Source organism: Pseudomonas sp. S5D5 (assembly GCF_003013355.1).
GTDB lineage: Bacteria > Pseudomonadota > Gammaproteobacteria > Pseudomonadales > Pseudomonadaceae > Aquipseudomonas > Aquipseudomonas aylmerensis.
This window is the reverse complement of sequence record NZ_PTEO01000001.1, coordinates 5,357,416-5,382,960: the sequence shown is the minus strand read 5'-3', so window position 1 is coordinate 5,382,960 and position 25,545 is coordinate 5,357,416. Positions and strand designations below refer to the sequence as shown.

Here is a 25,545-nt window from a genome sequence, read left to right as displayed (position 1 = left end):
CTTTACGTCATCAGGCCATTCATCGGCCGTTTGGGAGAACCTTGTTCGTATGATTCGCACGCTGCCCGCCCTTTTTGCCCTGCTGTTCGCCGCGCCCTTGATGGCCGCGCCTGCCGGGCAACAGACATTGTTCAACTTCGTCCGGCCTGCCGATGTGGTCAAGGTGGCGACTCAGGACGCCAGCCTGCCGCAATACAATGCCGAACAAACCCCCGAAGGCGAGGTGCTGCGCCGCATCACCTTCAACCCGGCTGCCGAGCCGAGCCTGGTGCTCAGCCCGCAGACCGGTGTGTGGGACTGGTCACAGTCCGGCGCCATGAGCCTGCGCATCCAGAGCGCGATGGACTGGGCGCTGACGCTCTACGTCAAGGTGCAGAGCGCCGACGGCAAGACCCTGGTCAGCCGCATCGACCTGCCGGCCGGCCCGGTGCAGACCCTGCTGGTGCCGCTGCAAGCCAATTCCCCGCTGAGCCAGGGCATGAAGGCCGGCCCGCCGATGCCGATCACCGTGGACGGCCAGCGCGTGCTGCTCGCCGCCAGCGCTGGGGCAATCGACCGTAGCCAGGTGGTCTCGGTGACCCTGTCGATGATCAAGCCTGTCGCCGCGCAGAGCATCCTGCTGGAGCGCTTCGGCGTGCAGGACAGCGAGCCGGTGTTGAAAGCAGCCTACAGCGAACTCGTCGATGCCTATGGCCAGTCCACCCGTGCGCGTTGGCCGGAAAAAGTCAGCAGCGACGAGCAACTCAAGGCGGCCGCCGCCAAGGAGCAGCAACAGCTCAAGGGCTGGCTGGCCGAGCGGGATAAATCCTCGCTGGATCAGTATGGCGGCTGGAACAAAGGCCCGGCGTTCGACGCCAGCGGCTTCTTCCGCACCGAAAAACGCGACGGTCGCTGGTACCTGGTGACGCCGGAAGGCCACCCGTTCTACTCCCTGGGCGTGAATACCGTGGCGGCGGACAACAACCAGACCTACGTGGCCGGGCGTGAATGGATGTTTGCCGCGCTGCCCAAGGCCGGCGAGCCCTTCGACAAGTACTACGGCCGTGGTGACAACCGTGGCGGCAACGGCGCCGATCAGGGCCGGGGCTTCAACGTCGGGCGCTGGTACGACTTCTATGGCGCGAACCTGCAGCGCACCTATGACACCGATGGCTTCGACCAGAAACGCTGGGTCAGCCACACCCTCGACCGCCTGCAAGCCTGGGGTTTCAATACCGTGGGCAACTGGAGCGAGCCGGACCTGGCCACTGCCGACCGCGTGCCGTACACCTTGCCACTGTCGATCGTCGGCGATTACGCCAGCATCAGCACCGGTACTGACTGGTGGGGCGGCATGCCTGACCCGTTCGACCCGCGTTTCGCCATGGCCACCGAGCGCGCCGTGGCCATCGCGGCCCGCGACCACCGCGATGACCCTTGGCTCATTGGCTTCTTTGCCGACAACGAACTGGCCTGGGCAGGCCCCGGTGATGACCCGAAATCGCGCTACGCCCTGGCCTACGGCACGCTGCGCATGACCACCGACGTACCGGCCAAGCGCGCGTTCCTCAAGCAACTGCGCGACAAGTACCGGAATGAAGAAGGCCTGTCGAAAGCCTGGGGCATCCACCTGGCGGGCTGGGAGCTGATGGAAGACCCGGGCTTCGAACCGCCGATGCCGAGCCCCGAGCACCCGGAAATCGAAGCTGACTTCAAGTACTTCCAAAAAACCTTCGCCGATGCCTACTTCAAGACCATCTCCGATTCGCTGAAGTGGCACGCGCCCAACCAGCTGTTACTGGGCGGCCGTTTTGCGGTGAGCACGCCGGAGGCCGTGGCGTCCTGCGCGCAGTATTGCGACGTGCTGAGCTTCAACATGTATACCCTCAAGCCCCAGGACGGTTATGACTTTGCCGCCCTGCGTGCCCTGGACAAGCCGGTGCTGATCACCGAATTCAACTTCGGCTCGGCCGACCGCGGCCCGTTCTGGGGTGGCGTGACGCAATTGGCCCGCGAAGAAGATCGCGGCGCGGCGTATAGCACCTTCCTCAAGCAGGCCATGGCTGAGCCATCGATTGTCGGTGTGCACTGGTTCCAGTACCTGGACCAACCGGTGACCGGTCGCTTGCTGGACGGTGAAAACGGTCACTTCGGCCTGGTCGGCATCACCGATGTCCCGTTCCAGGGCTTCGTCGACAGTGTGCGCAAAAGCAACCTCGCGGCGATCGACCAACTGGGCAAGGAAGCGGAAAAAGCCAAGGCCGCCAACGCCGTGCGTGAGAGCGAAGGCGGGCGCGGTGGGCATGAAGGCAAAGGCGCGGGGCAGGGCGCCGGGCATGCGGGCGGGCACTCTGGAAATGGGCATTGATTGAGGGCTGACGGGTTCACAAAAGCCACAAGGGCTGGAACAATGTCGGCCACTTTCCACGGTGTTTTTCGAGGGCGCTCAGGTGCAGATTCAGGGTCATTACGAACTCCAGTTTGAAGCGGTACGTGAAGCGTTCGCCGCCTTGTTCGATGACCCGCAGGAGCGTGGTGCCGGGCTGTGCATCCAGATCGGCGGCGAAACCGTCGTCGACCTGTGGGCCGGTACCGCCGACAAGGATGGAGCCGAGGCCTGGCACAGCGACACTATCGTCAACCTGTTCTCCTGCACCAAGACCTTCACCGCCGTCACGGCCCTGCAATTGGTCGCCGAAGGCAAACTGCAACTGGATGCGCCCGTCGCCAACTACTGGCCGGAATTTGCCGCTGCTGGCAAGGAAGCCATCACCCTGCGCCAACTGCTCTGCCACCAGGCGGGCTTGCCGGCGATCCGCGAGATGCTGCCCACCGAAGCCCTGTACGACTGGCAACTGATGGTCGACACCCTGGCGGCCGAAGCGCCGTGGTGGACCCCAGGCCAAGGCCATGGCTACGAGGCGATCACCTATGGTTGGCTGGTGGGTGAACTGCTGCGCCGCGCCGACGGGCGTGGGCCCGGTGAGTCCATCGTGGCCCGGGTGGCGCGGCCGCTGGGACTGGACTTTCATGTCGGCCTGGCCGATGAAGAGTTTTATCGCGTCGCCCATATAGCGCGCAGCAAAGGCAATATGGGTGATGAAGCTGCACAACGCTTATTGCAAGTAATGATGCGGGAACCGACCGCCATGACTACGCGGGCATTTGCCAACCCACCGTCTATTCTGACCAGTACTAATAAACCGGAATGGCGACGCATGCAGCAGCCGGCGGCAAATGGCCACGGTAATGCACGCAGCCTGGCGGGTTTCTATAGCGGTTTGTTGGACGGTAGTTTGCTCGAAGCCGACATGCTCGAACAATTGACCCGCGAACACAGTATCGGGCCGGATAAAACATTATTGACACAAACCCGTTTTGGCCTGGGTTGTATGTTGGATCAACCGCAGCTGCCCAATGCCACCTTCGGCCTTGGCCCGCGTGCTTTCGGGCACCCTGGCGCCGGTGGTTCGGTGGGTTTTGCCGATCCGGAACATGATGTAGCGTTCGGTTTCGTGACTAATACACTGGGGCCTTACGTACTAATGGACCCACGGGCACAGAAGTTGGTCGGAATATTGGCCGGTTGTCTGTAAACCCCTTGCTGTTTCACGTTTTTTTGTTACAAAGGCAACTATAAGAAAGACGCTGAACGAAATGTTGTAACTTTAATGTTCTGTAAGCGTCTGTTTAACGGGTCATCCAGACCCCCGTTTCTTTTCTCATTTTGTGGATATCTCATGTTATCGAACAAGTCCTTGGCACTGGCGCTTTGCCTCACCATTACCGGTTGCGCACAAACTCCACAAAATGATGCCGAAGGCGGGCATTGGTGGTCATTTGGATCGGATAAAGCCGCTACCAAGGATGCAGTCGCCCAAACCGACGCCAAGCCGGATGCCAAGCCTGCTGCCGGCGCCAAGCCTGCCGCACCGGTAGCCGCCGCTGCTGCCCCGGCGCCAGCCGCTGCACCTGCGCCGGTTGTCAAGGCTGACACCGGTTCCAGCTGGTGGCCGTTCTCTTCCAAGAGCGCCGATGAGAAAGCCGCTGATGCCAAGGCTGACCTGAAAGCCGATCTTAAGGCTGCAGAACCTGCACCGACCGTTGCCAAGACCGACACCGAGACCCACTGGTGGTGGCCGTTCGAAAGCAAACCCAAGCCATTGGCCAAGGTCGACGTGACCAACGTGCCGATGCCTGACCCGAAAATCACCCAGGCCTGGCTGGACGACTATGAGCCACGCCTGCGCGCGGCCATCAAGGACAGCAACCTGCAATTGGAACGTCGTGACAATGTACTGGTGGTGATCGCCCCGGTAGACGGCTCCTACAACCCTAAGCGCCCGGCCATGTTGCTGCCGGTCACCCTGGGCCCGTTCACGCGCGTCGCCAAGGCAGTTGAAGCGGATCCGAAAACCGCCGTACTGGTACTCGGCCATGTGGATGCCACCGGCACTGCTCCGGCCAGCCAGGCGTTGACCAAGGAACGCGCGCAATCGATCGCCTCGATCTTCAGCCTCAGTGGCCTCAAGCAGGACCGCCTGATGCTGCGTGGCATGGGCGACCTTATGCCGCGTGCCGCCAACGACAGCACCCAGGGGCGTGCGCTGAACCGTCGCATGGAAATCATGTTCACTCAGCGTACAACGATGTTGGCCTTGCTGAGCAAATACCAGTCGGGCAAAACGCCGCCTGTCGCTGAGATGGTCGCCGTGCAGGATGTTCCAGCACCGGCTCCGGCCGCCAAGGCTGCGGCGAAAAAAGCGCCTGTCGCCAAGAAAGCCGCTGCCAAGCCCGCCGCCAAAAAGGCCCCGGCCAAGCCCGCTGCCAAGAAGCCGGCGCCAGCCAAGGCCAAGGCCGCTACTCCGGCCGCGAACGACCAGGCGAAAAACTGATCCGTTGAACCAGAAGGATAAAGCTGCATGACCCAGGCACTGGCCGATATGCGCCGTGACTACACACGGGACGGTTTGAGCGAGGCCCAGGCCCCGAGCGAACCGTTTGCGTTGTTCCACCAGTGGTTTGGCGATGCGGTAAACACCGAGCAACCGCCGGTGGAGGCCAATGCCATGACGTTGGCCACGGTTGATCAGGACGGTCGCCCACATTGCCGCATCCTGTTGCTCAAGGGCCTGGATGCGCAGGGCTTTACCTTCTTCACCAACTATCAGAGCGCCAAGGGTGAACAGCTCGCGGCGCGGCCCTTCGCGGCCATGACCTTCTTCTGGCCGACCCTCGAGCGCCAGGTGCGCATCGAAGGGCGGGTGGTCAAGGTCACGCCTGAGGAATCGGACGCTTACTACCAGGTGCGCCCATTGGGCAGCCGCCTGGGAGCCTGGGCGTCTCCACAGAGCCAGGTCATCCGTGATCGCGAAGAACTGCAGGACCTGCTGAAGGCCACCGAGCAGCGCTTCAGTGACACCCAGCCCGACTGTCCCGAGCATTGGGGCGGTTACCGCCTGCTGCCCGAGCGCATCGAGTTCTGGCAAGGCCGCGCGAGCCGCCTGCATGATCGCCTGAACTACCGCCTGCAAGGGGCCGACTGGGTCCGCGAGCGCCTCGCGCCCTGAACCTCACCTTTCGTCACTTCGCCTGAATGTTGTCCGCCGCGCTCACGTCTCTATATCAGGAGGTTTGGGTTGCGTGCGGCTGCGCGGCTACAATGATGGAACAGTCGATACATCTCTTGGCACAAAGGCCAAGCTACCGTTCGTCGAGTTTTCTGTTACTGGCTGTCTGTACTCAGGCTGAATGAAAGCAATTTTCTGCGGGGCTTGCCGTGACAGGCGCCAAGCCGCAGCGTCTAATGAATACCTGTCCTTTGGAGTTGATGCTATGCGTAAGTCCGTTTTACTGGTTGCCTGCTTTACCACCCTGTCGTTGCTGTTGGGTGGCTGCGCCTCGAGTCTGACCGGCGACTCGTACTCCCGTGACGAAGCACGTCGTGTGCAGACCGTGCGCATGGGCACCATCGAATCCCTGCGTCCGGTGAAAATCGAAGGTACCAAGACCCCAATCGGCGGCGCTGCTGGCGCAGTCATCGGCGGCGTAGGCGGCAGCGCCATCGGTGGCGGCCGTGGCAGCATCGTGACTGCCGTGATCGGCGCCGTTGCCGGTGGCCTGCTGGGCTCGGCTACCGAAGAAGGCCTGACCCGCACCCAAGGTGTGGAAATCACTGTTCGTGAAGACGATGGCAGCATGCGCGCCTACGTGCAGGCCGTGCAGGAGAATGAAATCTTCCGCATCGGCGACCGCGTGCGCATCATGACCGTTGATGGCACCAGCCGCGTTACCCGCTAAGCGGTAATCGGCAGGCAAAGAAAAACCCCAACCGGGTAACCGGTTGGGGTTTTTTCATGGGTGAGGGTTCAGCCAGCTCAGGCTTTCTTGCGGCTCGCCATCGCCGTTACCGCGTAGCCGATGCATGCCGCCAGGATCGACCCGGTCAGAATCCCCATGCGGTCCTCGCCGGCGAACTCGCTGGCCCCCGGTACAAACGCCAGGGAACCGACGAACAGGCTCATGGTGAAGCCGATGCCGCACAGGATTGCCACGCCGAACACCTGGCCCCAATTCGCGCCGCTGGGCAGGGCGGCGAGGCCGGTCTTGATGGCCAGCCAGGTGAGGCCGAACACCCCGACGGTTTTGCCGATCAACAGGCCGGCGGCGATGCCCATCGGCACATGGTGGGTGAAGCTTTCGAGGCTGACGCCGGTCAGCGAAACACCCGCATTGGCGAAGGCGAACAGCGGCAGGATGCCGTAGGCCACCCAGGGGTGCAGGGCGTGTTCCAGGGTCATCAGTGGCGAGGCTTCGGCGTTCTTGGTGCGCATCGGGATGCAGAACGCCAGGGTCACGCCGGCCAGGGTCGCATGTACACCGCTCTTGAGAACGCAGACCCACAGGATCAGGCCAATGATCAGGTACGGCCCGAGCTTGATCACGCCCAGGCGGTTCATCGCGATCAGGGCGATCAGGCAGGCGCCCGCACCTGCCAGGGCGGCACCCGACAGGTCGGCAGAGTAGAACACGGCAATGACAATGATCGCGCCCAGGTCATCGATGATCGCCAGGGTCATCAGGAACAGCTTCAACGACACTGGCACGCGTTTGCCCAGCAGCGCCAGGACGCCCAGGGCGAAGGCGATGTCGGTGGCCATCGGAATCGCCCAGCCGGAGAGTGCGGCGGGGTAGTCCTTGTTGATCGCCCAGTAGATCAGCGCTGGCACGACCATGCCGCCGATGGCGGCTGCACCGGGCAGTACCACTTGCGATGGCTTGGACAGGTGACCATCAAGCAGCTCGCGCTTGACCTCCAGGCCGATCAGCAGGAAGAACAAGGCCATCAGGCCATCGTTGATCCACAGCAGGGCTGGCTTGGCGATTTTCAGCGCGCCGATCTGCGCCACCACCGGCACGTCGAGAAACGCCGCGTACAGGTGTGACAAGGGCGAATTGTTGATAATCAGGGCCAGGGCCGCAGCGGCGATCAATAACAGACCGCTGGCGGCTTCCAGCTGGAAGAAACGCGTGAAAGTGCTACGCAGAGGCAAGGGATGCTCTCCAATGAGGTTCAATAGGTGGGTACCCTAACCCGTACCGTTAGTTGTTAAAACAAAAGTTATATTCTTATTTGTTATAAGGGGCGGACTCGAGCGGCATTGCGCCTGAGCCTAGCAATTGTGTGTCCAATTGAGTCTTCACTGTATCTGTGTGCAGTGTAGGAAAACCCTTAAAGTTAGCGCTGAAACCCTTAGAGAGCCCCGCCATGAGCGACCACCGTCCTTGGGCCCGCGAAGCCATTCGTATCATTGAAGCAGACTTCCAGCGCAGCGCCGACACGCACCTGATTCCTTTGCCGCTGCCAGGCTTGCCGGGTATCGAGTTGTACTTCAAGGATGAGTCCAGCCATCCCACCGGCAGCCTGAAACATCGCCTCGCGCGTTCGCTGTTCCTGTACGCACTGTGCAATGGCTGGCTCAAGCCCGGCGCGCCGGTGATCGAGGCGTCCAGCGGTTCGACGGCGATCTCCGAGGCCTACTTCGCGCGCCTGCTCGGCTTGCCGTTCATTGCGGTGATGCCGGCCACCACCTCCCAGGAAAAGATCGCGCAGATTGCCTTCTATGGCGGCAAGAGCCATCTGGTCCAGGATCCGACGCAGATCTACGCCGAATCCGAGCGCCTGGCGCAGGAAAGCGGCGGGCACTTCATGGACCAGTTCACTTACGCCGAACGCGCCACCGATTGGCGCGCGAACAACAACATCGCCGAGTCGATTTTCCAGCAGATGCGCTTCGAGCAGCATCCTGAGCCAAGCTGGTTGATCTCCAGCCCCGGCACTGGCGGCACCACTGCCACCCTCGGACGGTATGTGCGCTACCGCCAGCACTGCACCCGCGTGTTGTGTGCGGATGCCGAGCGCTCGGTGTTTTTCGATTTCTACCAGAGCGGCGACGCCAGCCTGCGCCTGGACTGCGGTTCGCGCATCGAAGGCATTGGCCGGCCACGCGTCGAGGCGTCGTTTTTGCCCAAGGTCATTGATGCGATGGTCAAGGTCCCGGATGCGCTGTCACTGGCGGCCATGCATTACCTGGCCGAGCGGTTGGGGCGGCGGGTCGGGGGTTCCAGCGGGACCAACCTGATTGGCGCGCTGGTGGCGGCGCAGCAGATGAAGGCTGCGGGGGAGTCGGGGTCGATCGTGGCGATTTTGTGCGATGGCGGCGAGCGGTATGCAACCACCTATTACGATCAGGCGTGGCTGGCGGGGCAGGACTATGCCCTGGACGGTTTGATCGCGGCCGTGGCGGCCAGCGTGGAGCGCGGCGAGGCGTTGCCGGACAGCATCCAGCGCGCCAACATTTAACCTTGCAGGAGCCCGGCTTGCCGATTCGAGGCGCTGCGCCGAATCGACCAGCCGGGCTCCTACAGGGGAATGTGTCAGGCTTCGAGGCCCAACATATCCCGCGCCAATGCCTCGGCAATCCGAATCCCGTCAACACCGGCCGATAGAATCCCGCCGGCATAGCCCGCGCCTTCACCCGCCGGGAACAGGCCTTTCACGTTCAGGCTCTGCATCGATTCATCACGGGTAATCCGCAGCGGCGACGAGGTGCGAGTCTCGATACCCGTCAACACCGCATCGTGCAGCGAGTAGCCCTTGATCTGCTTCTCGAACGCCGGCAGCGCTTCGCGGATCGCCTCGATGGCAAAGTCCGGCAAGGCCAGGGCCAGGTCCCCGAGGGCCACGCCCGGTTTGTAGGACGGTTCCACACTGCCAAGGGCGGTCGACGGCTTGCCGGCAATGAAATCACCTACCAACTGCGCCGGTGCTTCGTAGTTGCTGCCGCCGAGGATGTAGGCGTGAGATTCCAGGCGTTCCTGCAGCTCGATACCGGCCAACGGGCCGCCGGGGTAGTCCACCTCAGGGGTGATGCCGACCACGATGCCGGAGTTGGCGTTGCGCTCGTTACGCGAGTACTGGCTCATGCCGTTGGTGACCACGCGGTTCGGCTCGGAGGTTGCTGCCACCACGGTGCCGCCCGGGCACATGCAGAAGCTGTAGACCGAGCGCCCGTTCTTGGCGTGGTGCACCAGTTTGTAGTCGGCGGCGCCGAGTTTCGGGTGCCCGGCGTATTTGCCCAGGCGCGCGGCATCGATCAGCGACTGCGGGTGTTCGATACGGAAACCCACCGAGAACGGCTTGGCTTCCATGTATACGCCACGGCCATGCAGCATGCGGAAGGTGTCGCGGGCGCTATGGCCCAAGGCCAGGATCACGTGCCTGGAAAGGATCTGCTCGCCACCGTCGATGACCACGCCGTTCAGTTGGCCGTCCTCGATCAGCACGTCGGTGACGCGCTGCTCGAAGCGCACTTCACCGCCGAGGGCGATGATCTGCTCGCGCATGTTTTCCACCACGCCGGTCAGGCGGAATGTACCGATGTGCGGCTTGCTGACGTAGAGGATTTCTTCCGGCGCGCCGGCCTTGACGAACTCGTGCAGGACTTTGCGGCCGTGGAATTTCGGGTCCTTGATCTGGCTGTAGAGCTTGCCGTCGGAAAAGGTCCCGGCGCCGCCCTCGCCGAATTGCACATTGGACTCGGGGTTGAGCACGCTTTTACGCCACAGGCCCCAGGTGTCCTTGGTGCGCTGGCGCACTTCCTTGCCGCGTTCGAGGATGATCGGCTTGAAGCCCATCTGCGCGAGCAACAGCCCGGCGAAGATCCCGCACGGGCCGAAACCGACCACGATTGGGCGCTCGACCAGGCCTTCCGGCGCCTGGCCGACGACTTTATAGCTCACGTCCGGCGCGGGGTTGACGTTGCGGTCGTCGGCGAACTTGAGCAGCAGCGCGGCTTCGCCTTTCACGTTCAGGTCGATGGTGTAGATGAAGCACAGCTCCGACGACTTCTTGCGGGCGTCGTAGCTGCGCTTGAACAGGGTGAAATCGAGCAGGTCATCACTGGCGATGCCCAGGCGCTGCACGATGGCAGGCCGCAGGTCTTCTTCGGGATGGTCGATGGGCAGCTTGAGTTCGGTGATTCGTAACATGACGGGATCCGGTAGGCGGCGGGCAGAGAGGCCGGCTGTTTTGCAAACCGGCGATTATAAGCCCCAATGGCGGTTTTCCGACATGTTAAAACAGCGCAGGGCCGAATCAGTCGTCCCGCGAGCCGCCGAACGACGCGCAACCACGCTGTACCTGGCCGTTGACACGTAACTCGGCAGTCATGTGCTGCAAGCTGCCGCTGACGCTGTCGATGCAACGCTGCGGGGCCACCCACAGTTCGATGTGCTGGTTATTGGCTTCGGTCATCAGGTTGAAACGGCCGTCGCCCATCTGCTCTTCGACGTATGGCACCGCCAGTGGTGGCTGGCCTTCGCGTTCCAGCACCATGCCCTTGGCCGTGACATTCATCGCCCAGGCCGGTTTGTGGCCGTTGGCCCGCAGGATCATGCGCTTGAAGTCCGGATCGTCGCAGGCCGAGGTCGAGCGTTCCACACGGTAGAGCTGTTGCAGGTCTACCGAACCCTGGGTGCCGCTGGCGACCCCGGAAAACTTGCCGCGCAGGTCGGCAAACAACGCGCCCTGCTGGCCGGCCAGGGAGGCGGCCTCCTGCAGGATGCTGGTGCCGCCGGTGTCGTTGACCACGTAGTTGCGTTTATCGTTGCACGGCTGGAACAGCAGCTTGCCACCCACTGCGGTGAGTTCACCCTGCATGCGGGTCATCCCGGCGAGAGACGGCTTGGCCGGCTCGCTTTCGAACATCTGGCAGGCGGCGAACAGGGGGAGCAAGGCAAACAGGGCGAGGGTACGGGCGGCGCGCATATCGGGTCTCCAGACAAGTGCCGTCACGTTACGCAGGCTGGCGCTGCATCACAAGTACGGGACACAGTTTGAATACCTGTTCTCCACGCGTTGGGAAATCAGGCGGTGCAAAGGGGGATGTTTCCTATAGTTAGGGCAGATACGTCGTGAGAAAGTCGAGATCTTTGGGTCGGAGATTGCCATGAACATCAAATGGAGCCTGTGCGTTCTCCTGCTCTGGGCGAGTGCGGCCTGTGCAGACGAGCCCGCCCGGCTCGTCTACTGGTCGGCCATCGACTTCACGAAGATCTCGGTGACGCTGAAAAGATCTGAAGACCCAGACCCGTCTCGCGCTGAAGTCAGTGTCACGTTGAGTCCAGAGGCCAGGGCGAGGACCCAGTCCATTACGCTGCTGACGTATCAGCGGTACCTGACACTCTATGTGGACGGCTACCGGCTGAATACGTCCAGGGTTCAAGGCCAACTGGGCGGGGAGTTCGTGATGTTTGCCCCGCGCGCGCTGGTGAATGAATGGATCTCTCAATTCTCCCGTGAGGCTGTCGCGTCTCAACCGACGATGTAGGTCTGACCGGTCTGCAAGCCTTCCACGCTTTTGGCGTAGGCCAATGCCACGTCGGCGCCGGCCGCCGGCTTGTAGCCACGGAAGTACGGTGCGTAGCTGTCCATGGCTTCCAGCAGGACCGTCGGGCTGACGGAGTTGATGCGCAGGCCACGTGGCAATTCGATTGCGGCGGCTTTGACGAACGCATCCAGCGCGCCGTTGACCAGTGCCGCCGAGGCACCGGTACGGATCGGGTCGCGGTTCAGAATGCCGCTGGTGAAGGTGAACGAGGCGCCATCGTTGGCGTACTCACGCCCGATCAGCAGCAGGTTGACCTGGCCCATCAGCTTGTCCCGCAGGCCGAGTTCGAAGTCGCTGTCGTGCATGTCACCCAGCGGCACGAAGTTCACGCTGCCTGCCGCGCAGACCAGTGCATCGAACTTGCCGGTTTGTTCGAACAGCCGGCGGATCGAGGCGCTGTCGCTGATGTCCACCTGGAAGTCGCCGCTGCTGCGACCGATGCTGATCACGTCGTGACGCTGGGCCAGTTCTGCCTTGACCGCAGAGCCGACGGTGCCGCTGGCGCCAATCAAAAGGATTTTCATGGTGCTGTTCCTCCAGGGGTAAGTGAAGGTTCAGTCTAGTGTGGCTTTTCTGCTGGATAAACGCGCTAATAGGCAACCTTTGGTTTTCAAATGGAAACAATCCATGAGCGAGATGGATGACCTGGCGGCCTTCGCCGTACTGATCGAGGCGGGCAGTTTTACCGTGGCGGCCGAGCAGTTGGGCTGCAGCAAGGGGCAATTGTCCAAGCGCATCAGCCAGTTGGAGGCGCAGTACGCCGTGGTGCTGCTGCACCGCACCACGCGCAAGCTCAGCCTGACCGCTGCCGGTGCGGCCTTGTTACCCCAGGCCCAGGCGTTGGTGGTGCAAGTGGATCGCGCTCGTCAGGCGTTGGCACGGCTCAAGGACGACCTGGCCGGGCCGGTGCGCATGACGGTGCCGGTGTCGCTGGGCGAAACCTTCTTCGATGGCTTGTTGCTGGAGTTTTCCAAGCAATATCCGCAGGTGCAGATCGAGCTGGAGCTCAATAACAGCTACCGGGACCTGGCGCGGGACGGCTTTGACCTGGGGGTGCGCTCGGGGGCGATTGAACACGAGCGCCTGGTGGCCAAGCCGTTGCTGGCCTGGCACGAGATGACGTGTGCCAGCCCGGCTTACCTTGAGCAATATGGCGAACCCCAGACCCCGGCAGACCTGGCCGCACACCGCTGCCTGCTCAACAGCCACTACAGCGGGCGGGAGGAATGGCTGTACCACCAGCAACACGAATTGCTGCGGGTGCGGGTCAGTGGCACCTTCGCCTCCAACCATTACAACCTGCTGAAAAAGGCCGCCCTGGTGGGGGCCGGTATCGCTCGCCTGCCGTCCTACGTCTTGCCGGCGGAACTGGCTGACGGCCGGTTACGCTGGCTGCTGCGCGATTATCAGACGCGGAGCCTGCCGATGTACCTGGTCCATCCTTACCAGGGCGGGCTGCCGCGCCGCACCCAGGTACTGGCCGACTACCTGGTGGACTGGTTCAAGCGCAGCGGCGAGGCCCTGGACCGGCTTTAACGGTAGCGGCGTGCAATCAGGTGATCGATGGACAGGCAACCCGGTCCCTTGGCGACCAACAGCAGCAATAAGGCAATCCAGGTGCCGTGGGTCGGGTAGGCATCGGGGTATACAAACAGCTGAATCACCAGGGTCATGCCGATCAGGGCCAGGGCCGAGAAGCGCGTGGCGAACCCGACCAGGATCAACACCGGGAAAAAATGCTCGGCAAACGCTGCCAGGTGCGCCGCCACTTCCGGTGACAGCAGCGGCACGTGGTATTCGCTGCGAAACAGCGGCAAGGTCGAGGCCGCCAGTTTCGGTGCGCCCAGCTGGAAGGTGCCGCTGACCAGGTCAATCGCAAAGCCTTCGACCTTGGTCTGCCCGGACTTCCAGAACACCGCGGCAATCGAGAAGCGTGCGAGAAAGGCGATCAGGCTGTAGGGGATTTTTTCGAAAAGCACGATGGCCCGCTTTACCAGGCACGATGGGGATGTGTTCATGGCGATACCTTCGGTTCCAGGTGCAAATGAGTGATGACGTCGTGGCTGATCAGCAGGGTCAGGCAGTGGTGCAGGTCGAATTCGGCCGAGGCTTCGAGGGCGTCGGTCACGGCCATTTCCAGCGCTGCGCCGTGCTTGAGGCTGTCGATAAAGGCGACTGAGCCGCTGTCGATGGCGAACACCTTGACCGCCAGGCCCTGGCGCAACACCAGCGCGCCTTGGGCGTGCCAGGGGTTCAGGGTGGCCATGGCGTCCTCGGTCTGGTGCGCGGCCCACACTGCCACCACCGCATAGGCGGAATTCAGGGTGGCGAGGGACGGGTGCAATTGCAGGCGCAGTTGCCCCAGGTCTGTCTGGCCTTGCAGCGCATGGAGAATGGCCGGCTGCTCCAGCACAGGTGTATCCGCAGCGTGATAGGCGCACACGCGCAGACGCTCAAGGCGTGCCACGTCAGCGAGGTACGGCACGCTGGCGGCGGGTTCCAACGCCTGGATGAACTCGGCCAGCGTGCTGCCGTACTCACTGATCAATGGGCTGGTGGGGGGCGACGCTTGCACGTAGAGCCCGGCCATGGCGCGAAAGAACTCATCTCCCACCAGCTGCAAGGTCACCGGGTAGGCTGTCGCCAAGGCGTTGATCAACGCGCTGTGTACATTGTTGCGATACACCGCAAAGCGGCTGGCCGGGTCGGCGCCATTGCTGCTGAAGAGTCCGTCGGGGCAAGCCTGGTCGGGCGCCAGCAGGGCCCTGGCAAATGCGTCGTGAAGGCTCATGGGCGTACCTGCGACAAGTGCCGTTCGGCGTGCTCGGCTTCGGCCAAGAGCACGCTGAAGGCCGGTACCTGGTTGTCTCGCTCGATCAGCGTCGCCACCGGGCCGATGCGTGCCAGTACCTGTTCGTACAACTGCCACACGGCGTTGTCGATGGGCGCGCCGTGGTCATCAATCAGCAGGCGGTCGCCCAGGCTGTCAGTGTCTTCGGCAAAGCCGGCTAGATGAATCTCACCCACCGCGTGCAGCGGCAGGGCGTCGAGATAGGCCTGCGGGTCACGTTGATGGTTGATGCACGACACGTAGACGTTGTTCACGTCGAGCAGCAGGCCACAACCGGTGCGCCGGATGACCTCGCTGATGAAGTCGGTCTCGTCCAGGGTGGAACGCTCGAACTGCAGGTACGTCGACGGGTTCTCCAGCAGCATCGGCCGCTTGAGCGTGTCCTGGACCTGGCCGACGTGTGCGCACACCCGGTTCAGGGTGGCGGCATCGTAGGCCAGCGGCAGCAGGTCGTTGAGAAACACCGGGCCGTGGCTCGACCAGGCCAGGTGTTCGGAAAATGAGTGGGGTTGATAGCGTTCGATCAGGGCCGCCAAGCGTGCCAGGTGGTCCCGGTTGAGCGGGCTTTCACCGCCGATGGACAGGCCCACGCCGTGCAGCGACAGCGGGTACTGCGCGCGGATCAACCCCAGGTAGTGGTGAAACGGGCCGCCGGCCACCATGTAGTTTTCGGCGTGTACTTCAAAAAAACCGAGGTCGGGCGAAGTCTCGAGCACGTGCGCGAAGTGCTCGGTCTTCAGCCCCAGCCCGGCCCGACAGGGGAGGCCGGGCGCCTGAGCCGGCGAGGGCGTTTGCAGGGATGAAAGCGTCATCATCAGTACTCAGGCTGACCAGGGTTTCAGGACTTGGCGGTGAAGGCAGCTTCCTGGCCGAAACCGGTCGGCGAGGTGGAGCTTGGGGTTTTGGCGCAGGTGCCGGCCGGTACCAGTTTCCAGGCGTTGGCCTGGTCTTTGACTTTCGAGGTGCCGGCGCAGGATGTGCCAGCGCCTGCGGCGCAATCGTTCTTGCCGGCTTCGGCGACACCGAAGCATTTCTGCATGTCGTCGGCGGCGTGGGCAGTGGTGCTCAGGGCGGACAGGCTCAAGGCAGAACCCAGGGCCAGGACGAGGGTAGCGGCGGACAGCGAGCGGGTAGTGGTGGTCATGTTGAATCTCCAGCAGTGGGTTGAGTTGGCGGGCTTGAGTGCCTGCTTGTACCACTAGAGATGTTGGGGGGGAATTCGTTACAAACCCAGCAAAAATAATTTCAGGCTTGGCAACATTCAGGCACCACACAAAGCAAATGTGGGAGCGGGCTTGTCCACGAATGCGCTGTGTCAGCCATTAGATACTTGGCTGGTCCAGCGTATTCGCGGGCAAGCCCGCTCCCACATTTTTGATCCGGTTGCTACCGCAACCTTCTCTTAACCGCCTAGGTACGCCTCACGCACCTTTGGATCGGTGAGCAGTTGCTCGCCGGTGCCTTGCATCACCACCCGGCCGTTCTCCAGCACGTAGGCACGGTCGGCGATCTTCAGCGCCTGGTTGGCGTTCTGCTCCACCAGGAACACCGTCACACCGTCCTTGCGCAGCTGTTCGATGATGTCGAAGATCTGCTGGATGATGATCGGCGCCAGGCCCAGGGAAGGCTCGTCGAGCAGCAGCAGCTTGGGTTTGCTCATCAGCGCACGGCCGATGGCGAGCATTTGCTGCTCGCCGCCGGACATGGTGCCGCCGCGCTGGCTGAAGCGCTCCTTGAGCCGTGGAAACAGGTGCAGCACCTTGTCCATCTGCTCCTGGTAATCGCCCTTGTCGGTGAAGAACCCGCCCATGGCCAGGTTCTCCTCGACGGTCAGGCGCGAGAACACACGGCGGCCTTCCGGCACGACCGCAATGCTCTTGCGCATGATCTGCGACGACTGCTGGCCCACCAGCTCTTCACCCATGTAGCGGATGCTGCCGCTGTGGGCCTGCGGCGAACCGCACAGGGTCATCAGCAAGGTCGATTTGCCGGCGCCGTTGGCGCCGATCAGCGTGACGATTTCCCCTTGGCGCACTTCCACGTTGACGCTGTGCAGGGCCTGGATCTTGCCGTAGAAAGTGGAAACGTTTTCGAATTGCAGCATTTTACGCTTCCCCCAGATAGGCTTTGATCACTTCAGGATTGTCGCGGATCTGCTCCGGCGTCCCGTCGGCCAGCGGCGTGCCCTGGTTGATCACCACGATGTGGTCGGAAATGCTCATGACCAGTTTCATGTCGTGTTCGATCAACAGCACCGTGGCGTTGTTTTCCTCACGCAACACGCCGATCAGCGCCTTGAGGTCTTCGGTTTCCTTGGGGTTGAGGCCGGCCGCCGGTTCGTCGAGCATCAGGATCCGCGGGCGGGTCATCATGCAGCGGGCGATTTCCAGGCGACGTTGCTGACCGTAGGCGAGGGTGCCCGCCGGGCGGTTGGCGAACTCGGTCAGGTTGACCTTGTCCAGCCAGTACTCGGCGTACTCCATGGCCTCGCGCTCGCTCTTGCGAAACGCCGGGGTCTTGAACAGGCCGGCGAAGAAGTTGGTGTTCAGGTGACGGTGCTGGGCGATCAGCAGGTTCTCGACCGCCGTCATGTCCTTGAACAGCCGCACGTTCTGGAAGGTCCGCACCACGCCCTTGCGGGCGATCTCGTGACCGGCCAGGCCCTGGATCGGCTGGCCGTCCAGCAGGATGCTGCCGCCGCTCGGCTTGTAGAAACCGGTGAGGCAGTTGAACACCGTGGTCTTGCCGGCGCCGTTCGGGCCGATCAGCGCCACCACTTGTTTCTCTTTCACGGTCAGGGCCACGCCGTTGACCGCCAGCAAGCCGCCGAAGCGCATGCTCAAGTTTTCGACTTTCAGGATCTCGCGGCTCATTTGCGCAGCTCCATGTGTGGACGTTGCATGGGCAGCAGGCCTTGAGGTCGCCAGATCATCATCAGCACCATCATGGCGCCGAACATCAACATGCGGTATTCGCTGAACTCACGCATCATTTCCGGCAGCAGGATCATCACGATCGCCGCCAGAATCACGCCCAGTTGCGAGCCCATGCCACCCAGCACCACGATGGCGAGGATGATCGCCGACTCGATGAAGGTGAACGACTCCGGGGTCACCAGGCCTTGGCGCGCGGCAAAGAAGCTGCCGGCAAAACCGGCGAACGCGGCGCCCAGGGTGAACGCGGAAAGCTTGATGATGGTCGGGTTCAGGCCCAGGGCCCGGCAGGCGATTTCATCTTCGCGCAGCGCTTCCCACGCGCGACCGATCGGCATGCGCAGCAGGCGGTTGATCACGAACAGGGCGGCCAATGCCAGCAACAGCGCCACCAGGTACAGGAACACCACTTTGCTCACCGGGTTGTAGTCGATCCCGAAGTACTCGTGGAAGGTCTGCATGCCTTCGGCTGCGGTGCGGTCGAACGACAGCCCGAAGAACGTTGGCTTGGGGATGCTGCTGATGCCGTTGGGGCCGCCCGTGATATCGGTCAGGTTACGCAGGAACAGACGGATGATTTCACCGAAGCCCAGGGTCACGATGGCCAGGTAGTCACCGCGCAGGCGCAGGACCGGGAAGCCCAGCAGGAAGCCGAACGTGGCCGCGGCCATACCCGCCAGGGGCAGGCAGATCCAGAAACTCCACCCCAGGTAATGCGAGAGCAGCGCGTAGGTGTAGGCACCCACGGCGTAGAAGCCCACATAACCCAGGTCGAGCAGGCCGGCGAGGCCCACCACGATGTTCAGGCCCAGGCCCAGCAACACGTAGATCAGGATCAGGGTCGCGATGTCGACCGCACCGCGCGAGCCGAAGAACGGCCAGATCAGCGCAGCGATGATCAAGGCAATGATGATGTAGCGCTGGGTGCGCGGCAGGGTCAGGAATTGACTGACCTTGGGCGAAACCAGTGGGCCACGGTCGCGCTTGAACAGGGCGCCGACCTGCTGGGTGAACAGCACGCGCAGGAACATCAGCACCGAGCACAGGGCAATGATGGTCAGGGTCACGGGGCCGGTGCCATGCACTTCGAGGTTGATGCCGACAATGCTCAGCTTGAGGCCGAGTACCGGGAAGGCCACGGCCCACACCAGCAAGGCGCTGAAAAACGCCGATTTAAGATATCTGCTCATACTTTCTCAACCTCCGGACGGCCCAGGATGCCGGTCGGACGGAACAACAGCACCAGAACCAACAGGCCGAACGCCACGACGTCCTTGTACTGGTCGCCGAAGATATCGGCGCCAAAGGCCTCGGCCACACCCAGCACCAGCCCGCCGAGCATGGCGCCCGGAATGCTGCCGATGCCGCCCAATACCGCCGCGGTAAAGGCCTTGAGGCCTACCAGGAAACCGGCGTTGGGGTTGATCACGCCGTACTGCATGCTCAGCAGCACGGCAGCCACTGCCGCGAGTGCGGCACCGATGACGAAGGTCAGGGCAATGATGTTGTTGGTGTTGATGCCCAGCAGGTTGGCCATCTTGATGTCTTCGGCGCAGGCCCGGCAGGCGCGCCCCAGACGGGAGCGGGAGATGAACAGGGTCAGGCCCAGCATGGCCACCAGGGTGACGACGAAGACCAGGATCTGCATGTAGGAAATCAGGACTTCTTCCGCGCCACCCGGACCGAAGGAGATGCTCCCCGGGATCAGGTTAGGGATGGATTTATCCTTGGAGTCCTGGGACAGCAATACGGTGTTCTGCAGGAAAATCGACATGCCGATAGCGGAAATCAGCGGGATCAGACGGTTGCTGCCACGCAAGGGACGGTAGGCAACCCGCTCGATACTGTAGCCATAGGCACTGGTCACGACGATCGACGCGATGAACGCGGCGGTCATCAACAGCGGCAGTGAGTGGATACCCATCATGGCCAGCCCGGCAAGGGCGATGAAGGCCACGTAGGAACCAATCATGTACACCTCGCCATGGGCGAAGTTGATCATTCCAATGATGCCGTAAACCATTGTGTAGCCAATGGCTATCAAGGCATAGGTGCTGCCAATGGTCAGGCCATTAACCAGCTGTTGGAAAAAATGATAGATCTCAGGCATTACAGCGCTCCTAAAAACCCGATACGCATTTCACTGGTGGAGTCATGTTCCGGCCCTGTGCTGTGTTCTATGAGCACATTTGCACAAAGCGTTTGCCAGCGAACCGCTGGTGACGGTTTTAAGATTTTCAGGTGAGCCAGCGCCCGGATCGCGGGTGACAGGCCCATAAACCTCGTAAAACAAAGCCCACTGCTCTCACAGTGGGCTTGTTGACCAGTAACGCCTGGCTTACTGAGGGGAAACTTCGGTTTTTGGTTTGCCGAAGTGCCATTCGTAGACCACGAACTTGAAGTCCTTCAGGTCGCCCTTGGCGTCGAAGCTCAGCTCGCCAGTAGGTGTCTTGAAGGTACCCGCGTGGATGGCGGCTGCCACTTTGGCGGTGTCTTCGCTCTTCGCAGCGGCAATACCGCCGGCGATCACTTCAACGGCCGAGTAGGCCGGGAATACGAATGGACCGGTTGGGTCCTGTTTGTTCTTGGCGAACTCTTCAACAATGGCCTTGTTGGCCGGATCGGTGTCGAAGGATTTCGGCAGGGTCACCAGCAGGCCTTCCGAAGCGCCTTGGGCGATCTGCGAGATGGAGTCGTTGCCGACGCCTTCTGGGCCCATGAACTTGGCGTTCAGGCCTTTTTCCTTGGCTTGGCGCAGGATCAGGCCCAGCTCTGGGTGGTAGCCGCCGTAGTAGACGAAGTCGACGTTGGCTTGCTTGAGCTTCTGGATGATCGAGGAGAAGTCTTTGTCACCGGCGTTCAGGCCTTCGAAGACGGCAACCTTGGTGCCTTTCTTCTCGAGAGTCTGCTTGACGGCGGTGGCGATGCCTTCACCGTATTGCTGTTTGTCGTGCAGGACAGCCACGATTTTTGGCTTCACGTGATCGGCGATGTAGTTACCGGCTGCAGGGCCCTGGGCGCTGTCCAGGCCGATGGTGCGGAAGATCAGCTTGTAGCCACGGGCGGTGATTTCCGGGCTGGTGGCCGCCGGGGTAATCATGATCACGCCTTCGTCTTCATAAATATCGGACGCTGGCTGAGTGGAGCTGGAGCAGAGGTGACCGACTACGAACTTGACGCCGTCGTTGACCACTTTGTTGGCGACGGCAACGGCTTGTTTAGGATCGCAAGCGTCGTCGTATTCCTTGGCTTCGAGCAACTTGCCGTCGACGCCGCCCTTGGCGTTGATGTCGGCGATGGCTTGCTTGGCACCCATGAATTGCATGTCACCGTATTGCGTCACAGGACCGGTTTTAGGGCCGGCGATACCAATCTTGATGGTGTCAGCTGCGAACGAATGGCCGGCAACCCCAGCCAGGACCATAGCGGCAAACAGTTTGGAAATCTGCTTAGTAGCCTTAATCATAGTGCTCCACTCTTACTGTTGTATTTTTTATAGTTCTAGCGGCCTTGTGAGCTGTAGAACCGGATCAGATATCTCGGATATCCCCCCGGCAGTGCCCTGGCAACTGTACCGGTACAGTGTAGAGCGCCGGTTGATCGCTTGAAAAGCTGGCTGCTGGGGGCAAAACCCGGGTATGTCGCTTAAATGAAAGAAAAAGACAGAATTGCGGCGGGGTGATGCCAGAGTCTCGGGCAATCCTTGGCTTTCCTGACACTTTCAATCGATGCCTCATTTGCAACTGGGTTTTTCTGCCTGACCTGCGACGTTATGATTGCGCCGATTTTTTATTCAGGTGAATTCCCATGACGCAAGAACCTAGCACCCTCTATGCCAAGCTGCTCGGTGAAACCGCCGAAATTTCCTGGAAGGAGCTTGAACCGTTCTTTGCCAAGGGTGCCCTATTGTGGGTCGACGCCGGCCTGGATTTGATCGAGGCCGCCGAGGGCATGGCCGAAGATAACCGTGACAAAGTCGCTGCCTGGCTGGCCTCGGGCAGCTTGGGCGAAGTGTCTGCGACGCGGGCATTGGACCTGGTGGAGCGCGATCCAGGCTTGTGGGCGGTGGTGGTTTCGCCTTGGATACTGATCCAGGAAAGGGCATTGCAGGCGAAGTCAGCACCTTAATGGTGCGTGTTGTTTCGCTGCAAAAGTGTGTAGCGGAGTAACCGCCAGGGCGGTGATGGCATCTTGCCGTGAAGAAAGGTCACAGCCCAAGGTGACGCGCACGTCATGGGAACAGTTCTCCAGGCACTGGATGGCTCCGGGAATTGTTTCTCGGTGTGTATATAAAGCGGGTGGCTGTCAGATCGTAGCGTAGGAAGCAACGAATTCCGGTAAAGTTCGCCGCCTGTCATCCGGAGCCCGTTATGCCTTCAGCGCTGCCCCCTCTAGAGAAAACGTCGCAGCAACTGCTTTACCTCATTTACGGTAATCAGGATGTTTACCGGCGCGAAGCGAAATTCAGCATCCTCACCGCGCTGGCGCAGCTCAAGCAGGGCGAGTCGCTGTGCATCCGGGTCATGACCGATCGCCCGCAGGATTTCGCCGGCTGGCCGGTCGAAACCGTTCACCTCGATGAGCAGACCCTCGCCCAATGGCAGGGAAGCAACGGTTACATCCACCGCCGCAAGGCCTGTGCGATTGCCCAGGGATTGAAGCTGGCGGACAAGACCCTGTTCGTCGACACCGACACGCTGTTCCTCAAATCCCCCCATCGCGTCTTCGAACTCATCGCGCCCGACCAGTATGTGATGGATGGCTTCGAATACGACTGGAGCTACGTGTGCCAGCGCCCCGACTACCTCAAGTTGGGTGAGCACCTGCAGGCGCATGGCATTTGCGCCGGCAATAGTTTCAAGCTCTATAACAGTGGCCTGTGCGGCGTACGCGCCAGTGACACGCCGCTGCTCGAGGCCGCGATTCGCTGGATCGATGAGTGGACCCAGGGCTCGTTCGATATCCACACCATCGAGCAGATCGCGATTTCCTTCGCGATGCGCGACAAGACGGTGCGCGAGGCGAACAAGTTCGTCCATCACTACTTCGCCGACAAGCGCTTCTTCCACGCCATGCAGGCGCACTTTTTCAGTCTCTATGGCGAAGCGTTCGGCCCTGAGCTGGTAGCGCGTTGCCTGGATGTGCCGCAGGTCAAGCCCGTGCCATCCCCTTGGCAGCGGCTGCGGATCAAATGGAAACTGCGCAATCAGCGCAAACACCTGAAGCGGGTCGGTCGCGACTTGCTCTACGGCAGCTCGGCGCCCAAGCACCCGTACTACGACGTGTGTCGACACGGCTGGTGGGAGTCGGCCTTCAAGGAAATTCGTGGCTGGGACGTGGAAGAACAGCAGAAGGTCTTCGGCACCGACGGTGCCGGCTGGCCCAAGCAGTTGCCCCGGCCGCTGAAGCGCGCAGACGAGCAAGTCATCCTCACCTTCCTGCGCCAGCGCGCGGCCGGCTGATGTCGCGACGGCGCCCTGCGGCACCGTCGCAGCGGTTCAGGCAGTCTTGCCGGTGTGGTTGTTCAGCGAAATAACCTTGGTCTTGCCGATGCGGTGACGGTAGATCTCGCGCAGGTATTTGATTGCCTTCTTCACGCAATCGCGCGACAGGCGAATGTCATTGATCGACACAAACTTGTCTTTGTCGTTGATCAACTCGCGGTACTTCTTCTCATACATCGGCTTGATCGCGTACCAGTTGGTATCGAGGATCTTCGCCGGGTTTTCGAACTCGTTGAGCAACTCGTCGATACGGTCTTCGTCGAAGTCCTCGTGGATGATGAAGTCCAGGATCGAGTTGTCCAGTGTGTCGTCGAAACGGTACGGGTTGCGCGCAAAGCAGCGTTTGATAAAGGCCACGATCAGCGTGAGGAAGTCATCCGACAGGCACGGGCTTTTCGCGATCAGGGTGGTCAGCGACAGGTTCGCCGATGCACCGATCACCAGGGCGTAGCGCTTGAGCGTGGTGTTGGGGAACAGGCTGTTGAGGTGAGTCTTGAGCCGGTTCAGGTCCATGTAGGACAGTTTGTAGTCCTTGGGCAGGGACACGATCGAGACCACCGACGAGCAGTTCTTGAAGAAGTGCAGGTCATGCAGCGCGGCCGCGTCGTAGCCGGAGTTCTTGTATTGCTCCAGGGACGCTTTGTAGCGTTTGGACTCGATCGGCAGCAGGCTGATGCCTTCGATGGCCTGGGTGACCTTGTTGAAATGCGGCAGGTCGATGGAGCGGAAGAACAGGTCGTCGATGTTCAGGCGCTGGGGCTCTTTTTCGAACACCTTGAATTTGTCGTTGCTCGGCGCCGGGGTTTCCGGGACCACGGACTCTGCGTAGGCAATCGCCACCGGGCCGGCCAGGCTCATGAACAGGTCGTTGGCATCCAGGCGAATGGTTTCGCCGATGTCGATGCCGGCGCGACGGAAGTAGTTCTGATCGTAGTCAGTGGTGACCGCCTGGGCCGTCAGAATGTTGAAGATCTGCTGCGAGATGTATTGGTTGGCGTGTTTTTCCATGGCATTGACGTCAATGTTCTGGATATTGCCGTCATCGCTTTCTTCGGCGTAACGCATGATGTCGTTGGAGATCAGCATCATTGCGTTCCAGGGGCGGATGCGGCCCTTCACGCTGGCTTCGCTGCTGTCTTCATTGGCGAAGTTGTATGAGAAATCCCATTCTTCCGACAGGTACTTGCACAGCAGGCGCCCGGCGTTGATGTGCAGCGCCTCGGACATTTCGCTGCGGTGATCGGAAATATTCGGCAGTACGCAGATGCCGCTGGTGAAGATCGGCTCGAACACAAAGGCGTGGCCGCTCTTGCTGTCGTGCTCGTCGGCGGGCTTGGTGTCGAACGTCTTGTTCATGTACGAGTGCTGCTGGGCCAGGCCGAATTCCGAGGCCATGCCCGAACCCGTACCGCCGCCGGCACTGAAGATCGAGAAGTACAGGCGCGACTGGTTGGCCTTGATGCCGCAGGAGTCGATCAAATACGAGTGGATCATCTTCCAGTCGGGGCTGGAAAAACGCTGGGTATCCTTGTTGAGGATGATCTTGGCCAGGTACTGGCCGAGGATCGGCGCGTTACCGGCGCCACCGGCATGGACTTCCGACAGGTCCATGATTTTCATCTTGCTGTAGTCGCGCAAAAAGCCGCTTTTTTCGCCTTTGCGAGAGAAGCGGATGCGCCCGGCGATGTCCTTGTCCAGATCGCCCAGCATCACCAGCGGCTCGACCAGGAACACCGGCTTGCTGGCCTTGCCGCTGCCCAGGCGCAGGTTGTTGCGGATCCACTGGGCCGGGCTGTAGCCCTTGTCCAGCGTCTTGTCTTCGGTACTGAATTCGTTGAGGTAGAACTTGCGGGCGTTGTACACCAACTCCGCCACGTCGAGCGCGATGTTCGAACCGCAACGGCCCAGGCCGATCAGGCACACCGAGGGGAATTCCTGCTCGCTGCGCTGTTCGCCGTCGCCTTCCAGGTGGGGCGGGCGTGGGAACACCATATCGCGCAGGCCGTCGAGGTTATCGAGGATGCGGTCGGTATTGGTCTCGGTGAAGTACAGGTATTGCTGAGTGGCCAGCGGGCGCGCGGTGCTCAATGACTTTGAACCTGAGGGCTTGTCCGCAGGAGCTGGGAGCAACACGTCGGATACCACGGTGGCAGAGTTATTTTTAGAAGTCATTGTGCGCCAAGTGCCTGGGCGGATGGCTGGAAAGAATCAAAGGGCCATCACGGAATGGGAGTTCGCGACTTTACAGTGCGTCCTTGTCCGGAACGATCGGGTTTGACTCTGTATACTCAGGCAAAACCTGGCCGGACTCTGATGAATCGGCCGTT

24 protein-coding genes are annotated in these 25,545 nt (G+C 61.4%); 10 read left to right on the top strand and 14 right to left on the bottom strand.

Annotation, left to right across the window (positions count from 1 at the left end):
- Positions 1-49: 49 nt before the first annotated feature.
- From C9990_RS24575 to C9990_RS24555, 5 genes are all read left to right on the top strand, one after another.
- Positions 50-2,347 (top strand): beta-galactosidase, encoded by a 2,298-nt coding sequence (locus C9990_RS24575; RefSeq protein WP_106804934.1) that lies wholly within the window; start codon positions 50-52, stop codon positions 2,345-2,347.
- Positions 2,348-2,429: 82 nt separating this feature from the next.
- Positions 2,430-3,575, top strand: coding sequence for a serine hydrolase domain-containing protein (locus tag C9990_RS24570; RefSeq protein WP_106805713.1), 1,146 nt, complete (start codon positions 2,430-2,432; stop codon positions 3,573-3,575).
- A gap of 144 nt (positions 3,576-3,719) precedes the next feature.
- A complete protein-coding gene (locus tag C9990_RS24565; RefSeq protein ID WP_106804933.1) occupies positions 3,720-4,874 on the top strand; it encodes an OmpA family protein in 1,155 nt (384 codons plus the stop codon).
- Positions 4,875-4,901: 27 nt separating this feature from the next.
- Positions 4,902-5,549, top strand: a complete 648-nt coding sequence (gene pdxH, locus C9990_RS24560) for a pyridoxamine 5'-phosphate oxidase (RefSeq protein WP_106804932.1) — start codon at positions 4,902-4,904, stop codon at positions 5,547-5,549.
- A 265-nt stretch (positions 5,550-5,814) separates the two neighbouring features.
- A complete protein-coding gene (locus C9990_RS24555; RefSeq protein WP_003189251.1) occupies positions 5,815-6,279 on the top strand; it encodes a glycine zipper 2TM domain-containing protein in 465 nt (154 codons plus the stop codon).
- Between the two features lie 77 nt (positions 6,280-6,356).
- On the opposite strand, the gene nhaA is transcribed toward C9990_RS24555, so the two are convergent.
- Positions 6,357-7,532, bottom strand: a complete 1,176-nt coding sequence (nhaA, locus tag C9990_RS24550; RefSeq protein ID WP_065902978.1) for a Na+/H+ antiporter NhaA — start codon at positions 7,530-7,532, stop codon at positions 6,357-6,359.
- Between the two features lie 215 nt (positions 7,533-7,747).
- On the opposite strand from nhaA, the gene C9990_RS24545 reads away from it, so the two are divergent.
- Entirely contained in the window at positions 7,748-8,842 is a 1,095-nt protein-coding gene (locus tag C9990_RS24545) for a PLP-dependent cysteine synthase family protein (protein ID WP_106804931.1), read from the top strand.
- A gap of 74 nt (positions 8,843-8,916) precedes the next feature.
- Here C9990_RS24545 and C9990_RS24540 read toward each other — a convergent pair whose 3' ends face one another.
- Together C9990_RS24540 and C9990_RS24535 are read right to left on the bottom strand one after the other, a co-directional pair.
- Positions 8,917-10,530, bottom strand: a complete 1,614-nt coding sequence (locus C9990_RS24540; protein ID WP_106804930.1) for an NAD(P)/FAD-dependent oxidoreductase — start codon at positions 10,528-10,530, stop codon at positions 8,917-8,919.
- A gap of 106 nt (positions 10,531-10,636) precedes the next feature.
- Positions 10,637-11,308, bottom strand: a complete 672-nt coding sequence (locus C9990_RS24535) for a COG3650 family protein (RefSeq protein ID WP_065902972.1) — start codon at positions 11,306-11,308, stop codon at positions 10,637-10,639.
- Positions 11,309-11,489: 181 nt separating this feature from the next.
- Between C9990_RS24535 and C9990_RS24530 the strand changes: the two genes are divergently transcribed.
- On the top strand, positions 11,490-11,870 hold the full coding sequence (locus C9990_RS24530) for a hypothetical protein (protein WP_177410352.1): 381 nt from the start codon (positions 11,490-11,492) through the stop codon (positions 11,868-11,870).
- On the opposite strand, the gene C9990_RS24525 is transcribed toward C9990_RS24530, so the two are convergent.
- Positions 11,855-12,454: a short chain dehydrogenase gene (locus C9990_RS24525; protein WP_065902968.1), complete on the bottom strand. Its 600-nt coding sequence runs from the start codon at positions 12,452-12,454 to the stop codon at positions 11,855-11,857. The two genes, C9990_RS24530 and C9990_RS24525, sit on opposite strands and share 16 nt — an antisense overlap.
- 103 nt (positions 12,455-12,557) lie before the next feature.
- Between C9990_RS24525 and C9990_RS24520 the strand changes: the two genes are divergently transcribed.
- On the top strand, positions 12,558-13,466 hold the full coding sequence (locus tag C9990_RS24520; RefSeq protein WP_065902966.1) for a LysR family transcriptional regulator: 909 nt from the start codon (positions 12,558-12,560) through the stop codon (positions 13,464-13,466).
- Here the strand turns inward: C9990_RS24520 and C9990_RS24515 are convergent.
- The 9 genes from C9990_RS24515 to C9990_RS24475 all read right to left on the bottom strand — a co-directional run bounded on the left by C9990_RS24515 (position 13,463) and on the right by C9990_RS24475 (position 21,180).
- A complete protein-coding gene (locus C9990_RS24515) occupies positions 13,463-13,948 on the bottom strand; it encodes a DoxX family protein (RefSeq protein ID WP_106804928.1) in 486 nt (161 codons plus the stop codon). The two genes, C9990_RS24520 and C9990_RS24515, sit on opposite strands and share 4 nt — an antisense overlap.
- Positions 13,945-14,721 (bottom strand): DNA-binding domain-containing protein, encoded by a 777-nt coding sequence (locus C9990_RS24510; RefSeq protein ID WP_106804927.1) that lies wholly within the window; start codon positions 14,719-14,721, stop codon positions 13,945-13,947. Before C9990_RS24510 ends, C9990_RS24515 begins: the two co-directional genes overlap by 4 nt.
- The gene (locus C9990_RS24505) at positions 14,718-15,596 is read right to left on the bottom strand and encodes a DUF692 domain-containing protein (protein WP_106804926.1); all 879 of its coding nucleotides are present in this window, start codon (positions 15,594-15,596) and stop codon (positions 14,718-14,720) included. The genes C9990_RS24510 and C9990_RS24505 overlap by 4 nt, the downstream gene beginning before the upstream one ends.
- Before the next feature lie 23 nt (positions 15,597-15,619).
- Positions 15,620-15,925 (bottom strand): DUF2282 domain-containing protein, encoded by a 306-nt coding sequence (locus C9990_RS24500; protein WP_065902955.1) that lies wholly within the window; start codon positions 15,923-15,925, stop codon positions 15,620-15,622.
- A 258-nt stretch (positions 15,926-16,183) separates the two neighbouring features.
- Positions 16,184-16,885, bottom strand: a complete 702-nt coding sequence (locus tag C9990_RS24495; protein ID WP_010212366.1) for an ABC transporter ATP-binding protein — start codon at positions 16,883-16,885, stop codon at positions 16,184-16,186.
- A 1-nt stretch (position 16,886) separates the two neighbouring features.
- Entirely contained in the window at positions 16,887-17,654 is a 768-nt protein-coding gene (livG, locus tag C9990_RS24490; protein WP_012722652.1) for a high-affinity branched-chain amino acid ABC transporter ATP-binding protein LivG, read from the bottom strand.
- On the bottom strand, positions 17,651-18,904 hold the full coding sequence (locus tag C9990_RS24485) for a high-affinity branched-chain amino acid ABC transporter permease LivM (RefSeq protein ID WP_065902953.1): 1,254 nt from the start codon (positions 18,902-18,904) through the stop codon (positions 17,651-17,653). Before C9990_RS24485 ends, livG begins: the two co-directional genes overlap by 4 nt.
- Complete coding sequence (gene livH / locus C9990_RS24480) at positions 18,901-19,824, bottom strand: high-affinity branched-chain amino acid ABC transporter permease LivH (RefSeq protein ID WP_017735932.1); 924 nt, start codon at positions 19,822-19,824, stop codon at positions 18,901-18,903. Before livH ends, C9990_RS24485 begins: the two co-directional genes overlap by 4 nt.
- Before the next feature lie 228 nt (positions 19,825-20,052).
- Complete coding sequence (locus C9990_RS24475; protein ID WP_106804925.1) at positions 20,053-21,180, bottom strand: branched-chain amino acid ABC transporter substrate-binding protein; 1,128 nt, start codon at positions 21,178-21,180, stop codon at positions 20,053-20,055.
- A 341-nt stretch (positions 21,181-21,521) separates the two neighbouring features.
- On the opposite strand from C9990_RS24475, the gene C9990_RS24470 reads away from it, so the two are divergent.
- Both C9990_RS24470 and C9990_RS24465 read left to right on the top strand, forming a co-directional pair.
- A complete protein-coding gene (locus tag C9990_RS24470; RefSeq protein WP_106804924.1) occupies positions 21,522-21,842 on the top strand; it encodes a DUF2288 domain-containing protein in 321 nt (106 codons plus the stop codon).
- Positions 21,843-22,084: 242 nt separating this feature from the next.
- Complete coding sequence (locus tag C9990_RS24465) at positions 22,085-23,176, top strand: hypothetical protein (protein WP_106804923.1); 1,092 nt, start codon at positions 22,085-22,087, stop codon at positions 23,174-23,176.
- 36 nt (positions 23,177-23,212) lie between these two features.
- Here the strand turns inward: C9990_RS24465 and C9990_RS24460 are convergent, their stop codons facing one another.
- Positions 23,213-25,390 carry a hypothetical protein gene (locus C9990_RS24460; RefSeq protein ID WP_106804922.1) on the bottom strand — a complete coding sequence of 726 codons (2,178 nt, stop codon included), beginning with the start codon at positions 25,388-25,390 and terminating at the stop codon, positions 23,213-23,215.
- Positions 25,391-25,545 lie beyond the last annotated feature (155 nt).